Annotated in this window: 14 protein-coding genes; 2 read left to right on the top strand and 12 right to left on the bottom strand. The window is 59.5% G+C overall.

Annotated elements, in window-relative coordinates; genetic code table 11:
- Positions 1–12: 12 nt before the first annotated feature.
- Positions 13–531 carry an RNA pyrophosphohydrolase gene (locus ACP7B1_RS01900; RefSeq protein WP_346308054.1) on the top strand — a complete coding sequence of 173 codons (519 nt, stop codon included), beginning with the start codon at positions 13–15 and terminating at the stop codon, positions 529–531.
- 80 nt (positions 532–611) lie between these two features.
- Here ACP7B1_RS01900 and ACP7B1_RS01895 read toward each other — a convergent pair whose 3' ends face one another.
- From ACP7B1_RS01895 to ACP7B1_RS01865, 7 genes are all read right to left on the bottom strand, one after another.
- On the bottom strand, positions 612–1,019 hold the full coding sequence (locus ACP7B1_RS01895) for a F0F1 ATP synthase subunit epsilon (RefSeq protein WP_346308055.1): 408 nt from the start codon (positions 1,017–1,019) through the stop codon (positions 612–614).
- Between the two features lie 91 nt (positions 1,020–1,110).
- Positions 1,111–2,688 carry a F0F1 ATP synthase subunit beta gene (gene atpD / locus ACP7B1_RS01890; RefSeq protein ID WP_346308056.1) on the bottom strand — a complete coding sequence of 526 codons (1,578 nt, stop codon included), beginning with the start codon at positions 2,686–2,688 and terminating at the stop codon, positions 1,111–1,113.
- Positions 2,689–2,706: 18 nt separating this feature from the next.
- A complete protein-coding gene (locus tag ACP7B1_RS01885) occupies positions 2,707–3,585 on the bottom strand; it encodes a F0F1 ATP synthase subunit gamma (protein WP_346308057.1) in 879 nt (292 codons plus the stop codon).
- A gap of 19 nt (positions 3,586–3,604) precedes the next feature.
- Complete coding sequence (atpA, locus tag ACP7B1_RS01880; protein ID WP_182548638.1) at positions 3,605–5,134, bottom strand: F0F1 ATP synthase subunit alpha; 1,530 nt, start codon at positions 5,132–5,134, stop codon at positions 3,605–3,607.
- On the bottom strand, positions 5,134–5,694 hold the full coding sequence (locus tag ACP7B1_RS01875) for a F0F1 ATP synthase subunit delta (protein ID WP_223613798.1): 561 nt from the start codon (positions 5,692–5,694) through the stop codon (positions 5,134–5,136). Before ACP7B1_RS01875 ends, atpA begins: the two co-directional genes overlap by 1 nt.
- Before the next feature lie 233 nt (positions 5,695–5,927).
- Positions 5,928–6,317, bottom strand: coding sequence for a DUF4345 family protein (locus ACP7B1_RS01870; protein WP_223614129.1), 390 nt, complete (start codon positions 6,315–6,317; stop codon positions 5,928–5,930).
- 42 nt (positions 6,318–6,359) lie between these two features.
- Positions 6,360–8,543, bottom strand: coding sequence for a primosomal protein N' (locus tag ACP7B1_RS01865; protein ID WP_426136343.1), 2,184 nt, complete (start codon positions 8,541–8,543; stop codon positions 6,360–6,362).
- Positions 8,544–8,634: 91 nt separating this feature from the next.
- On the opposite strand from ACP7B1_RS01865, the gene fsa reads away from it, so the two are divergent.
- On the top strand, positions 8,635–9,288 hold the full coding sequence (gene fsa / locus ACP7B1_RS01860; RefSeq protein WP_346306647.1) for a fructose-6-phosphate aldolase: 654 nt from the start codon (positions 8,635–8,637) through the stop codon (positions 9,286–9,288).
- A 107-nt stretch (positions 9,289–9,395) separates the two neighbouring features.
- Here fsa and ACP7B1_RS01855 read toward each other — a convergent pair whose 3' ends face one another.
- The 5 genes from ACP7B1_RS01855 to ACP7B1_RS01835 are packed head-to-tail and all read right to left on the bottom strand — an operon-like array spanning position 9,396 to position 14,227.
- Entirely contained in the window at positions 9,396–10,406 is a 1,011-nt protein-coding gene (locus ACP7B1_RS01855; protein ID WP_346306646.1) for an isopenicillin N synthase family oxygenase, read from the bottom strand.
- A gap of 50 nt (positions 10,407–10,456) precedes the next feature.
- On the bottom strand, positions 10,457–11,257 hold the full coding sequence (locus ACP7B1_RS01850) for an ATP-binding cassette domain-containing protein (RefSeq protein WP_346306645.1): 801 nt from the start codon (positions 11,255–11,257) through the stop codon (positions 10,457–10,459).
- A gap of 9 nt (positions 11,258–11,266) precedes the next feature.
- Positions 11,267–12,046, bottom strand: coding sequence for an ABC transporter permease subunit (locus ACP7B1_RS01845; RefSeq protein ID WP_346306644.1), 780 nt, complete (start codon positions 12,044–12,046; stop codon positions 11,267–11,269).
- Positions 12,043–13,212, bottom strand: a complete 1,170-nt coding sequence (gene ssuD / locus ACP7B1_RS01840) for an FMNH2-dependent alkanesulfonate monooxygenase (protein ID WP_346306643.1) — start codon at positions 13,210–13,212, stop codon at positions 12,043–12,045. The genes ACP7B1_RS01845 and ssuD overlap by 4 nt, the downstream gene beginning before the upstream one ends.
- Positions 13,213–13,270: 58 nt before the next feature.
- Positions 13,271–14,227, bottom strand: a complete 957-nt coding sequence (locus ACP7B1_RS01835; RefSeq protein ID WP_346306642.1) for an aliphatic sulfonate ABC transporter substrate-binding protein — start codon at positions 14,225–14,227, stop codon at positions 13,271–13,273.
- Positions 14,228–14,326 lie beyond the last annotated feature (99 nt).

Raw genomic sequence — 14,326 nt, 5'->3', positions numbered from 1 at the left:
CGGAGTATTCGCATGAGCAAGAAACATGTCGACCCCGAGACGCTCCCCTACCGGCCCTGCGTCGGCATTATGGTGCTCAATGCCGATAAACTCGTCTGGGCGGGGCACCGCATTGTCATACCCAATGATGAAATGGACGGGTCGACCCAGCTATGGCAGATGCCCCAGGGTGGCATCGACAAAGGCGAGGACGCGGAAATTGCGGCCCGCCGCGAACTCTACGAGGAAACGGGCATGAAAACCGTTTCGCTGCTTGCCGAGGCGCCGAACTGGATCAACTATGATCTGCCGCCCGCGCTTGTCGGAATCGCCCTGAAGGGAAAATATCGCGGCCAGACACAGAAATGGTTCGCCTACGAATTTACCGGTGATGAAAGCGAGATCGCGATCAACCCGCCTCCCGGCGGCCACACCGCTGAATTCGATGCGTGGGCATGGAAACCCATGACCGAGCTGCCGGACCTCATCGTGCCGTTCAAGCGCACCGTCTATGAGCAGGTTGTCGCTGCGTTCAAGCATCTGGCGGGCTGATCTGCGGCTCAAGCGCAATTGAAACAACAAAAAAGCGGACCAAAGGCCCGCTTTCTGAACTATCAATCCGGATAAGCCGGTCAGGCTGCCTTGATGGCTTCCTGCAGCGTCGTCAGCTGGCCGAGAAGATCTTCCGCCTTGGCCTTCTGTTCCCGCGTCGTCGCGTCTTCGAAGTCTTCGCGGGCGTCCTTGATACGGTTCTGAAGTTCATCAGCCTTTATATCGGTGACGTGTACCGCCGATTCCGCGAGGAGCGTGCAGCCATCCGGCGTCACATCGACGAAGCCGCCGAACACGACATAGCTGTCCGGCTTGCCATCCGGCGTCTTCACGGTGACAACGCCCGGCTTGACGGTCGCCATCAGTGGCGCGTGATGGGCCATCACGGTCATGTAACCTTCCGTGCCCGGAACCACAACTTCGGTGACCTGTTCCGAGAGCAGCAGACGTTCTGGCGATACGAGTTCGAAATGGAAGGCTTCTGCCATGATATTCACTCAATTCCTGCGGTCATTGACCTGATAGAAGGGATGGCCTTGACAAGAAAGGGCGGGCCGGAGCCCGCCATTATGTTCCAGATCAGGCAGCTTCCGCTGCCAGACGCTGTGCCTTTTCGATCGCCTCGTCAATCGAGCCGACCATGTAGAATGCTGCTTCCGGCAGGTGATCATAGTCACCGTTGCAAAGGCCCTTGAAGCCCTTGATGGTGTCAGCCAGATCAACCAGCTTGCCCGGCGAGCCGGTGAAGATTTCAGCAACGAAGAACGGCTGCGACAGGAAGCGTTCGATCTTGCGGGCGCGGGCGACCGTGATCTTGTCTTCTTCCGACAGTTCGTCCATGCCGAGAATGGCGATGATGTCCTGCAGGGACTTGTAACGCTGCAGGATCGACTGAACCTGACGCGCAATCTGGTAGTGTTCTTCACCGACGATCAGCGGATCGAGCATGCGTGATGTCGAGTCGAGCGGATCCACAGCCGGATAAATACCCTTTTCAGAGATCGCACGGTTGAGGTTCGTCGTCGCATCCAGATGCGCGAAGGATGTCGCTGGAGCCGGATCGGTCAAATCGTCGGCGGGCACGTAAATGGCCTGCACGGATGTGATCGAACCCTTGTGCGTCGTGGTGATGCGTTCCTGCATCTGGCCCATGTCGGTTGCCAGCGTTGGCTGATAGCCCACGGCGGACGGGATACGGCCGAGCAGAGCCGACAATTCCGAACCAGCCTGCGTGAAGCGGAAAATATTGTCCACGAAGAACAGAACGTCCTGGCCTTCATCGCGGAAATGTTCCGCAACCGTCAGACCGGAGAGCGCAACGCGGGCACGTGCCCCTGGCGGCTCGTTCATCTGACCGTAAACCAGTGCGGCCTTCGAGCCTTCACCGCCGCCAGCCTTGTTCACGCCCGACTCGATCATCTCGTGGTAAAGGTCGTTGCCTTCACGGGTACGTTCACCCACGCCGGCAAATACCGAATAGCCGCCGTGCGCCTTGGCCACGTTGTTGATCAGTTCCATGATCAGAACCGTCTTGCCAACACCGGCACCGCCGAAAAGGCCGATCTTGCCGCCACGCGCATAAGGCGCCAGCAGATCGATAACCTTGATGCCGGTCACCAGAATCTGGGCTTCCGTCGACTGCTCGACATATTCCGGAGCTGGCTGGTGGATAGCGCGGGTCAGCTTCGTCTTGATCGGGCCTGCTTCGTCAACCGGCTCGCCGATAACGTTCATGATACGGCCGAGCGTTGCTTCGCCGACCGGGACCATGATGGCCGAACCGGTGTCGTACACGGGCTGACCGCGAACCAGACCTTCGGTCGAGTCCATGGCGATCGTGCGAACAGTGTTTTCACCGAGATGCTGGGCAACTTCCAGAACAAGGCGATTGCCGAGGTTGTCGGTTTCAAGCGCGTTCAGGATCTTTGGCAGTTCGCCTTCGAAATGAACGTCCACAACGGCGCCGATGACCTGGCTGATGCGGCCGGCAGTGCCGGTTGCCTTCACGGTCGTCTTTGGCGTTGCCGATGCCTTGGCCGTCTTTGCTGCAGGAGCAGCCTTTGCCTCAGCCTTCGGAGCAGCGGTCTTTGCGGCCGCTGCCTTGGGTGCAGCTGCTTTGGCGGCTGCGGGTGTTTTCGGGGTCGCTGCTTTTGCCATCGATCCTTACCTTCGCGATTAGAGCGCTTCCGCGCCCGAAATGATTTCGATCAGTTCTTTGGTGATCTGAGCCTGACGCTGGCGGTTGTACGACATTGTCAGCTTGTTGATCATGTCACCGGCATTGCGGGTTGCGTTGTCCATGGCGGACATGCGCGCACCCTGTTCCGATGCCGCGTTTTCAAGGAGAGCGCGGAAAACCTGGACGGAAATATTGCGTGGGATCAGATCACCAAGAATGGATGCCGGATCCGGCTCATATTCATAAACCGCATCGCCTGCCGTTTCCGGTTCGGCATCGCCGACAGCGCTTGCGGGGATCAGCTGCTGGGCAGTCGGTATCTGCGAAATCACCGACTTGAACTCCGAATAGAACAGCGTGGCAATGTCAAACACGCCTTCATTGTAAAGCGCAATGATCTTGTGACCGATCGCATCGGCATTGACAAAGCCGAGCTGCTTCACATCGCGCAGATCAACGTGATCGATGATATGCTTGCCAAGATCGCGGCGCAGGATATCCGCACCCTTCTTGCCGACAGTGATGATCTTGACCGTCTTGCCATCCGCCAGAAGGCGGCGTGCATGTTCGCGGGCCAGACGGGCGATCTGCGAATTGAAACCGCCGCAGAGACCGCGCTCCGACGTGCAGACGATGAGCAGATGCACATCGTCCTTGCCGGTTCCGCTCATCAGCACGGGCGCATCATCGCCGTCCACATTGGCGGCGATATTGGCCAGCACTGCAGCCATGCGCTGTGAGTAGGGACGCGCGGCTTCCGCAGCTTCCTGCGCACGACGCAGCTTCGCCGCGGCGACCATCTGCATCGCCTTGGTGATTTTCTGCGTCGCCTTGACCGAGGCGATCCGGTTTCTCAGATCCTTTAACGAAGGCATCCGTTCATCCCGTCAGTGGTTACGCGAAAGACTTGGCGAAGGCGTCAACTGCAGCCTTAAGCTTGCCCTTGATGTCGTCGCTCAGCTGCTTTTCCTTGGCGATTGCATCGAGAACATCCTTGTTCTCGGTGCGCAGCCATGTGAGCAGGCCCTGCTCGAACTTGCTGACCTGATTGACAGCCAGCTTGTCGAGATAGCCGTTCACACCAGCGAAAATCACGGCAACCTGCTCTTCGGTCTTCAGCGGCGAGAACTGCGGCTGCTTCAGAAGTTCAGTAAGGCGTGCGCCGCGGTTGAGGAGACGCTGGGTCGACGCATCGAGATCGGAACCGAACTGCGCGAAGGCAGCCATTTCACGATACTGCGACAGCTCACCCTTGATCGAACCGGCAACCTGCTTCATCGCCTTGATCTGCGCGGCAGAACCGACGCGGGACACCGACAGACCGACGTTAACGGCAGGACGGATACCCTGATAGAACAGGTTGGTTTCGAGGAAGATCTGACCGTCGGTGATCGAGATCACGTTGGTCGGAATATAGGCGGAAACGTCGTTCGCCTGCGTTTCGATAACCGGCAAAGCAGTCAGCGAACCGGCACCGTTTTCATCGTTCAGCTTGGCCGAACGCTCGAGAAGGCGGGAATGCAGGTAGAAAACGTCGCCAGGATAGGCTTCGCGGCCTGGCGGGCGGCGCAGCAGCAGCGACATCTGGCGGTAAGCCACGGCCTGCTTCGACAGATCGTCATAGCCGATCAGCGCATGCATGCCGTTGTCGCGGAAGTATTCGCCCATCGCGCAGCCGGCAAACGGTGCGAGATACTGCATGGGCGCTGGATCGGAAGCGGTTGCAGCCACAACGATCGAGTATTCGAGCGCGCCGCGTTCTTCAAGGATCTTGACGAACTGGGCAACGGTGGAACGCTTCTGGCCGATAGCCACATAAACGCAATACAGACGTTCGCTCTCGTTACCGGCATCGTGCGCCGGCTTCTGGTTGAGGAACGTATCGAGAATGATCGCTGTCTTGCCGGTCTGACGATCGCCAATGACCAGCTCGCGCTGGCCGCGGCCGACTGGGATCAGGGCATCGATGGCCTTGAGGCCGGTCGACATCGGCTCATGCACCGACTTGCGCGGGATGATGCCGGGCGCCTTGACGTCAACGCGCGAACGCTGCTTCGCCTTGATCGGGCCTTTGCCGTCAATCGGATTGCCAAGAGCGTCAACGACGCGGCCAAGCAATTCCTTGCCGACGGGAACGTCAACGATAGCGCCTGTGCGCTTGACGATGTCACCTTCCTTGATGTCACGGTCCGAACCGAAAATAACAACACCAACGTTGTCGCTTTCAAGGTTCAGGGCCATGCCACGGGTACCGTCCGGGAACTCGACCATTTCACCAGCCTGAACATTGTCCAGACCGTATACACGAGCAATACCGTCACCGACGGACAGAACCTGACCGACTTCGGAGACTTCTGCCTCCTTGCCGAAATTCTTGATTTGCTCTTTCAGGATTGCGGAAATTTCCGCGGCGCGGATGTCCATCAGCCGACCTCTTTCAGTGCAAGCTTAAGCGAAGAAAGTTTTGTGCGAAGTGAAGTGTCGATCTGGCGGGACCCCAACTTGACGATGAGACCACCAAGGATCGACGGATCAACAGTGACATTGATTGTCACGTCCTTGCCGGCGACGCTTTTCAGCGTGGCCTTCAATTCAGTTTGCTGCGCTGCCGTCAGGGCATGCGCAGAAGTAACATCGGCCGAAACCTCGCCGCGATTCTCCGCAGCGATGTTGCGGAAAGCCTGGATCATGGAAGGCACCGCGAACAGGCGGCGGTTCGTCGCCACGACGCGCAGGAAGTTGGCAACGAGGCCGCCGATCTTGGCTTTGGCGAGGATCGCCGAGATGGCCTTGACCTGATCTTCCGCGGAGAAAACAGGGCTCTGAATGAGACGCCTCAAATCGGCGCTGCCATTGACGAGCGCCTCAAACTGGCCCAGATTCTTTTCCACATCAGCGACTGATTTTGCTTCCAGCGCGAGGTCGAACAGCGAACCCGCATAACGCTGGGCAACACCGGATATGAGCGACGAAGTTTCTGCCACGAACGACAAGCTCTCTGCGTTGAAGCCAAAAATCGGGAAACCAAAAGGAATTTTCGGTCAAATCTTTGGCATTATTGATTTTTTATCGCCTTGGAAACAACCCTGAAACTGCCCCCGACGAGATTTGAATGCCGTCTAGCATAGAGAAGCAGGAGTCGCAACACGCGAATCCGCGAAAACTGGCGTCAGAATTGCCGCAGCAGCAATTTTATGAATGACCTACTCAACTATATCTAGGCGATAAAGCCGAAGGCGAACAGCAATGGGCCGGCTGCCAGCGCCAGTTCGATCAGAACGGAAATCCAGTTGTAAAGCGTATTGCCGCGGTCCGACATCATCGAGATCAGCCGGCCGAAAACCGTGAAGCCCCAGGAGACGCCGAGCGCGATCCAGAGGAAAGGCTGTGCAAAGACAAGGGCGCAAAGTCCAAGCCCCAGATAGAAGCCGGCCATTGTCGCACGCGCCTCGGACAGCGCTTCGGGATGCGCCGGAACAGGTTGCAGGCGCAGAATCCTGAATGCAATGCGCGGCGCAAAAAACAGGATCAGGCCGAAGACAACCGTAACGGCGGCAGAACTCCAGGCGATCCATTCGCCCTGACTGGCTGGCCAATACAATTCCATCATTTCCGCGTCCCCGCTGCGTTAACCATTTCCGCTGTTTGCTTATAGAAAGCTTTGCGGGTCGATATCAATCTGCACGCGCACTGATCCACGCTCTTTTGGTCCGGCACTCAGAATGGCGCGAATGAAGTTCTGGATATCAGCCTTGCGCGTTCCGTGAATCAGCAGCCGGAAACGATGCCGCCCGCGGATAAGGGCAAGCGGCGCTTCGGCGGGCCCCAGAACATTGATCTCGGGCGAGTGCGGTGCCGCACGGCGTAGCGCGCGCGCATGGTTTTCCGCTTCCGCCCGCGTTCCCGCTGAAATGATAAGCGCGCCAAGCCTGCCATAGGGCGGCAGGCCGGACCGTTCCCGCTCCTCGATTTCGCGCGCATAGAAGGCCTCCGCATCGCCGGAAACAATGGCGCGCATGACCGGATGATCCGGCTGATAGGTTTGCAGCAGTCCCAGACTTTTCTTGCCGGTACGACCGGCACGGCCCGTCACCTGGCTCAGCAACTGGAATGTCCGCTCTGCCGCTCGGGGGTCGCCATTGGCAAGGCCCAGATCCGCATCGACAACGCCCACCAGCGTCATATTGGGGAAATTGTGCCCCTTGGCGACGAGCTGCGTACCGATAACAATATCCGCCTCGCCGCGTGCAATGGCATCCAGTTCGAGGCGCAACCGCTTCACACCCATCAGATCCGAGGACAGGACAATGATCCGCGCATCGGGAAAGGTTTTTTCCGCCTCCTCCGCAATCCGTTCGACACCCGGCCCGCAGGCAACGAGGTGATCCAATGTGCCGCAGGAGGGACAGGCTTCCGGCCGCGGCTCATGGTGGCCGCATTGATGGCAGACGAGCTGACCGCGGAACCGGTGCTCGACCAGCCAGCTTGAGCAGCAGGCACATTGAAAACGATGCCCGCACACCCGGCACAGCGTCAGGGGCGCATAGCCACGGCGGTTGAGAAACAGCAGTGACTGTTCCTTGCGCTGCAAGGTCTGGTTCATCGCCTCGACCAGCGCAGGGGACAGGAAACCACCGGGACGCGGCGGCGAGCGGCGCATGTCGATGGCTCTCAGGTCCGGCATTGCCGCTTCCGCGTAACGCCCGGTCAGACGGATGCGGGTATAGCGCCCCTGCAGTGCATTGACCTGGCTCTCGACGGATGGTGTGGCGGAAGCCAGGATGACGGGAAAGCTGCCGATATGGCCGCGAACCACCGCCATGTCGCGGGCATTGTAGAAAACGCGGTCCTCCTGCTTATAGGCAGGGTCATGTTCTTCATCGACAATGATAAGACCCAGATCCTGGAAGGGCAGGAACAGCGCCGAGCGTGCGCCCGCGACAACCCGCACCTGCCCTTCCATCACCTGCCGCCAGACGCGCTCGCGCGTCTTCGGGGCGAGATCGGAATGCCATTCCGCCGGCTTTGAACCGAATCGATCGTGGAAGCGCTCGAGAAACTGCTGTGTCAGGGCGATTTCGGGCAAGAGAATCAGCACCTGCTTTCCCTGCTCGATCGCTTTTGCCACCGCTTCGAAATAAACTTCCGTCTTGCCGGAACCGGTCACGCCATCCAGCAGGGACACGGAGAACCCGTGCGCCGTAACCGCATCCACCAGCTGCCTTGCGGCATCGGCCTGATCACCGGAGAGTTCGGCAGGCGCATAATCCGGATCGGGCGGCGCAACGACGGGACGCGCCGGAATCATGACGTCCTCGAACACCCCCTGCGCCGAAAGCCCGTCAATCACCGTTGCGGAAACCCCGGCCGCGTGGGCAAGGCCAGTGCGCGTCCAGGCAAGACCATCCCCGGCAAGTTCAAGCACGCGCGAGCGTGCACCGGTCATCCGTTCAGGTTGTTGGCCGGAAAAACGCAACCCCGGCACCGGCGGCTCGGGATCGAAGGCCGCAGGCACGCGCAGGATCATCCGGGCCACCATGCCCGGCGGCGAGATCGTATAATCGGCGGCCCAGCGCATGAAACGCATCATGCCGTCATCGACCGGAGGACAATCGAAAAGCTCCGAGATCGGCCGCAGCTTTTTCGCATCAACCGAATCGGTCGCGCCCTCGGTTACAATGCCTGCAACCTCGCGCGGACCAAGGGGCACACGAACAATTGAGCCGGCTTTCACGGCCATTCCATCAGGCACGGAATAGCTGTAAGGTTTCGCTGCCGGCAAAGGCACGAGCACCGGAACAATTTTTTGCGCGGAAGGCGAATCTTGCTTCATAACCTCGTGACCTTGGCGCGGCTTTCGTTTAAAGAAAAGCCACTTTTCCGGGACACCATCCCTTTAGCCCCATTTAAGGAGGACTGCTCCAATGAAATTTTTTGTCGATACTGCCGATGTGAAGGATATCCGCGAACTGAATGATCTCGGATTGCTCGACGGCGTGACCACCAATCCGTCGCTGATCCTCAAATCCGGTCGCAGTATCCTCGACGTCACCAAGGAAATCTGCAGCATTGTCGATGGCCCGGTTTCCGCAGAGGTTGCTGCTGTCGAATATGAGCAGATGATGAAGGAAGCGGCGGTTCTTTCCAAGATCGCCAACAATATCTGCATCAAGGTTCCGCTGACACTCGATGGTTTGAAGGCTTGCAAGGCACTCACCTCCGACGGCCATATGGTCAATGTCACGCTGTGCTTCTCCGCCACCCAGGCGCTGCTTGCCGCCAAGGCCGGTGCAACATTCATCTCGCCGTTCATCGGCCGCATCGATGATATCGGCATCAACGGCATGGACCTGATCGCCGAAATCCGCACGATCTATGACAACTACGACTACAAGACGGAAATCCTGGCGGCTTCGATCCGCACGATCAACCATGTCAAGGAAGCCGCACTGATCGGTGCCGACGTTGCCACTATCCCACCGGCAACACTGAAGGCGCTGGTCAAGCATCCGCTGACCGACAAAGGTCTCGAGACCTTCCTCGCCGACTGGGCCAAGACCGGTCAGAAGATCGCCTGATCAAGGCAGATAGCTTTCAAAACGGAACGCCCGCCGGTGATGAACCGGCGGGCGTTTTGATTTGGTGAAGGCTGGGAAATCCGGCCCTTCCCGCCCGCACTGCGGGACTACAGCAGATCGGCGTGATGGCGCTGCGCGACATCGGGATGCGAGCGCAGGCGCCCCTTGAGATAATTGCGCCCGACTTCCCGGAACAGCGGATTGTCCGGGTCCGTATCGGCACCGCCTGCCTCGTGCGCGAGATCGTCCGGCAGTGTCAGCAATGGCACATTGGCGTTGAGATCGGCGCCGAAGAAGAACGCCACCGACAGCCGGTCCTTGCCCGACGGCGGTGAGACGACGCGGTGCACGGTCGCCTTGAGATAGCCATTCGATGCCAGTTCGAGAATTTCACCGATATTGATGACGAACGTCCCCGGAACCGGTGTGGCATCGATCCAGCCGCCATCCTTTTCCACCTGTAGGCCGCCCTGCACATCCTGCAGCAGCAGGGTCAGAAACCCGCTATCCTTGTGCGCGCCAACACCTTGATCGCTGCCTGTGGCATCGCGGCCGGGATAGCGGATGATCTTCAGGTGCTGATTGGGTGCCTTTTCGTAGATGGGCGCGAAAACATCCTTGTCCTGCCCAAGTGCCGTTGCAAAGGCCTGCAGCAGCTCGATGGCAACCCGCGTCAGTTCGCTCTGCCATTCCAGCACGATAGATTTCAGGTCGGGCAGGCCATCCGGCCATTGATTGGGGCCCTGCAGCCGCGACCACGCAGGTGTTGTCGCATCCTGCCGGATAACGGCCCGCTCCGCGCCCACGTCAAACTGTTCGCGCCAGTCCGCCTGTCCTTTGGTACGCTCCCAGCCGGCACGCGTGTAACCACGAAAGTGCGGGGAATTGACCATTTCCACGGCAATCTTGTCCGCCTCCGGCAAGGCAAAGAAGCGCTTGGAAACAGCAACGATATCCCTTTGCAGCTGTTCGGAAACGCCGTGACCGCTCAGATAGAAAAAGCCATAGGTTCGTGCCGCATGGCGCAAATCCTCGAAGAAGGCTTCTCGGTCCGCAGGATCGCGATAACGGCCGAAATCGAGTGTTGGTAGAGTATCGGTTTTGGGTAGGGCGCTCATCGTTCAGGTCTCCGCATGCAATCCGATTGTCTATCCCGATGCATTCAACTTCAAGATGTTCTTTGCGTGTAAAGCTGGTCCAGAATCTGGCGCTCGAAAAAGGCGAGTTCCGGCGAGGCATGCCGCCGCGGCCGCTCCACCGGAATGGCCAGATCAAGGGCGATCCGGCCGCTATCGATAACGACAACACGATCCGCCAGCGCAACGGCTTCTGCCACATCGTGCGTCACCAGCACCGCCGTGAATTTCTTGGCGAGCCAGATGCGTTCCAGCAATTGCTGCATTTCAATGCGGGTCAGGGCATCCAGCGCACCAAGCGGCTCATCCAGAGCCAGAATGCGGGGGTGCCCGACCAACGCACGTGCCAAGGCCACGCGCTGCCGTTGACCGCCCGACAGCACCGAAGGCCACTCTTCGCTGCGATCGGCAAGTCCCACTTCCGCAAGAATATCGAGGCTTTTCTGCCGAACCTTGGACCCTCTGGCGATTCCGGTCAGTCCGACATCCACATTGGCACCAACCCGCGCCCACGGCAGCAGCCGCGGCTCCTGGAACATGATGCGCGTGCGCTTCTGATCCTTCGTTTCATCGGCATGAACCAGCTCGCCGGATGTCGGCTTGTCGAGCCCGGCCAGCAACCGCAGCAATGTGCTCTTACCGCAGCCGCTTTTGCCGATAATGGCAACGAACTGGCCGTCATGCACGTCAAGATCGATCCCCTGCAGCACGGTCTTGTCGCCAAAGCGTTTGGTAACGTTACGGAACGAGAAGGCGATCTTGCGTGCCGTTACGGTGGCGCGGGCCGTGGTTTCAGCAAAGGATTGGCGGGCGGTGATGGTTGCTGCGGTCATCGTCATTCCTTACACGTTTTGAAAGGCCGGGTGCCATTGCAGGGAAAGCCGCTCGAGGGAACGCGCCAGGACATCGGCGAGTTTTCCGAGGAGCGCATAGATCAGGATCGACAGAACAACCACATCGATCAGCAGAAATTCCCGCGCCTGCATGGCCATATAGCCGAGGCCGGAGGATGCGGAGATCGTCTCGGCCACGATCAGCGTCAGCCACATGATCCCCAGCGCATAGCGCAGCCCGACGAAAATCGACGGCAGGGCGCCCGGCAGGATAACCCGCATGAACAGCTGCGAACGGGACATGCCGTAAATGCGGCCCATTTCAACCAGTTGCGGATCGACGCCCTGAATGCCAAGGAGCGTGTTGATATAGATCGGAAAGAAAACCCCGAGCGCCACCAGAAACAGTTTTGCTTCCTCATCGATACCGAACCACAGGATCACCAGCGGGATGAGGGCCAGATGCGGAATATTGCGGATCATCTGGATGGTGGTATCGGTGAGCCCGCGGCTGAGCGCGGAAAGCCCGTTGGCAAGACCAAGGCCAAAACCGATGGCGCCGCCCACAACGAAGCCGCTCAAGGCGCGCAGCGTGGATATGCGGATATTTTCGAGCAGTTCACCTGACAGAAGCAGCTTCCAGAAGGCAGCGCCCACGGCCGAAGGCGCCGGCAGGACATTGGCCGAGATGACACCGGCACGCGATGCAATTTCCCACCCGGCCAGCAGCAGGGCGGGAAGCAGCCATCCTACGGCGCTGCGGCCAATGGACTGAAGCGCTCTGCTCATGAGGCCGCCTGCAGCCGTTTGGCACCGTGGAAACCAACGGCAAATTCGTTGGCGATCTCCTGCCGGGGTGTGTTTCTGCGCTCGCCCAATCCCAGTTTCGGGAACAGCAACTCGGCAACGCGGTAGGCTTCTTCAAGATGCGGATAACCGGAGCCGATCACCGTATCGATACCCACGTCCTGATATTCGCGGATGCGTGCGGCAATGCTTTCGGGACTGCCGACAAGGGCGGTGCCCGCCCCGCCGCGAACCAGTCCCACGCCCGCCCACAGATTGGGGCCGACAAGCAGCCTGTCCCGGCGTCCGCCATGCAGCTCAGCCATGCGGCGCTGGCCGACGGAATCCATTTCCTTGAGGAAGCGCTGCTGTGCAATCTCGATCTGCGCGTCGGTCACACGGCTGATCAGCCTGTCGGCCGCGGCCCAGGCCTCGTCTTCGGTTTCACGCACGATGAAATGCAGCCTTATGCCGAACCGCAGCGTGCGGCCCTTGAGCGCTGCCTTCCTGCGCGCCCGCTCGATCTTCTCGGCGACCTGCGCCACCGGCTCTCCCCAGGTGAGGTACATGTCCACCTGTTCGGCAGCGAGATCCTGGCCGGCATCGGACGAACCGCCGAAGTAAAGCGGAGGCGGCGTCTGCACCGGCAGCAGATCGAGCCGCCCGCCCTGAACCCGGTAATGCCTGCCTTCAAAATCAACGGTCTCGCCGGTCACCAGTCCCTGCCAGATTTTCAGGAACTCGGCTGCCTGTTCGTAACGCTGGTCATGCGGCAGGAAAACGCCATCACCGGCCAGCTCTGTCGGATTGCCGCCGACAACCACGTTGAGCAACAGCCGGCCATTGCTCAGCCGGTCGAGCGCAGCGGTCTGCCGGGCGGCAAATACCGGCGAGACAATGCCGGGGCGCAGGGCCACCAGGAACTTCAGCCGCTCCGTATGGGCGGCAAGACCCGTCGCGGTAATCCAGGAATCCTCACAACTTTGGCCGGTCGGCAACAGCACGCCGGGGAAACCCAGCCGGTCCACGGCCTGGGCAATCTCCTTGAAATAGGCAAACTCGGGCGGCCGCTGCTGCGTTTCCGAACCGAGATAGGTTCCGTCCCCATGGGTGGGAATGAACCAGAAGAAATCAAGCGGGGCTGGTGTGGTATTTGCTGGCTGCGTCATGGCGTGGTTCCAGTTCTCTTCATGGTAGGGGCGATTTCCGCATCCCCTGTTGTTCCGTTCAGTTGCCGGGGGCTGTCCAGACGGCGTCGGAAATCTTGATGGCTTTGGGGATCAGCTTCAGCTTGAAGAAGCGGTCGGCCGTTTCCTGCTGATGCGCGATGATCTCAGGCGTGATCGGGAAGATGCCGAACACCGACCGGTTGGCGGCGATGGTTTGGGCTTCGAGCGGAACGCCGGTGACCTCATGCAGCGCCGCTGCCACTTTGTCCTTGTTCGCCTCGGCCCATGCAGCAGCTTCCTTCAGGGCGGCAACGGTCGTGGTCACGACATCGGGATGTGCCGCTGCAAAATCGCGATTGGCCAGAAAATAGGTATTGACGTCGAGCACGTCGCTGGAGCGTGCGAGAATACGCGGCTGATAGCGGGTCTCGGCAATGGCAAAGAACGGATCCCAGACCGCCCAGGCATCGATCTTGTCGCTGGCAAAGGCCGCTGCGGCATCCGCAGGGCTCAAATAAACCGGGGTAATCTCGTCATAGCTGACGTGTGCTTTCTCAAGCGCAGCCACCAGCAGATTATGCGCGCTGGTTCCCTTGCCGACGCCGACCTTCTTGCCTTTCAGATCGGCCAGGGACTGGATCGGGGAAGCCGGCTTGACGAAGATCGCTTCGCCTTTGCCATTGGATGGCAGGGCAGCGACATAGACAATGGCCGAGCCCGCGGACTGCCCGAAGATCGGCGGGGCATCGCCGACCCATCCGACATTGATGCTGCCAACATTCAGCGCCTCGACCAGTGGCGGGCCAGCGGCAAACTCGACCCATTTGACCTTGATACCTTTGGGCTCCAGAACTTTTTCAATCACCTTCTGTTGCTGGGCAATGACCGGCAGGCTCGTCTTCTGGAAGCCGATCTTGTACTCCTGCAGCGGTTCGGCGGCATGGGATGCTGTTGCCGCGATGGCCGTTGCTGCAAGGACAAGGGCACCGAATAGTCTGCGCGTCAGGTTGGGCATGGCTCTCGCAATTCTTTGGTTTGGGAGAGCGTCTTCAGGATTATACCAAGGACCCTCCCGTGATCAGGAATGACCTCAATGCTATTAAACTCGACTATT

Source organism: Phyllobacterium sp. SL163 (genome assembly GCF_049896885.1).
Classification (GTDB): Bacteria; Pseudomonadota; Alphaproteobacteria; order Rhizobiales; family Rhizobiaceae; genus Phyllobacterium; species Phyllobacterium calauticae.
The sequence above is the reverse complement of the archived record's forward strand: the minus strand, read 5'-3'. Positions and strand labels throughout refer to the sequence as shown.

Coding starts and splice junctions, on each gene's coding strand:
- ACP7B1_RS01900 (WP_346308054.1), top strand. CDS start 13: ATGAGCAAGAAACATGTCGACCCCGAGACGCTCCCCTACCGGCCCTGC.
- ACP7B1_RS01895 (WP_346308055.1), bottom strand. CDS start 1,019: ATGGCAGAAGCCTTCCATTTCGAACTCGTATCGCCAGAACGTCTGCTG.
- atpD (WP_346308056.1), bottom strand. CDS start 2,688: ATGGCAAAAGCAGCGACCCCGAAAACACCCGCAGCCGCCAAAGCAGCT.
- ACP7B1_RS01885 (WP_346308057.1), bottom strand. CDS start 3,585: ATGCCTTCGTTAAAGGATCTGAGAAACCGGATCGCCTCGGTCAAGGCG.
- atpA (WP_182548638.1), bottom strand. CDS start 5,134: ATGGACATCCGCGCCGCGGAAATTTCCGCAATCCTGAAAGAGCAAATC.
- ACP7B1_RS01870 (WP_223614129.1), bottom strand. CDS start 6,317: ATGGAATTGTATTGGCCAGCCAGTCAGGGCGAATGGATCGCCTGGAGT.
- ACP7B1_RS01865 (WP_426136343.1), bottom strand. CDS start 8,543: ATGAAGCAAGATTCGCCTTCCGCGCAAAAAATTGTTCCGGTGCTCGTG.
- fsa (WP_346306647.1), top strand. CDS start 8,635: ATGAAATTTTTTGTCGATACTGCCGATGTGAAGGATATCCGCGAACTG.
- ACP7B1_RS01855 (WP_346306646.1), bottom strand. CDS start 10,406: ATGAGCGCCCTACCCAAAACCGATACTCTACCAACACTCGATTTCGGC.
- ACP7B1_RS01850 (WP_346306645.1), bottom strand. CDS start 11,257: ATGACCGCAGCAACCATCACCGCCCGCCAATCCTTTGCTGAAACCACG.
- ACP7B1_RS01845 (WP_346306644.1), bottom strand. CDS start 12,046: ATGAGCAGAGCGCTTCAGTCCATTGGCCGCAGCGCCGTAGGATGGCTG.
- ssuD (WP_346306643.1), bottom strand. CDS start 13,212: ATGACGCAGCCAGCAAATACCACACCAGCCCCGCTTGATTTCTTCTGG.
- ACP7B1_RS01835 (WP_346306642.1), bottom strand. CDS start 14,227: ATGCCCAACCTGACGCGCAGACTATTCGGTGCCCTTGTCCTTGCAGCA.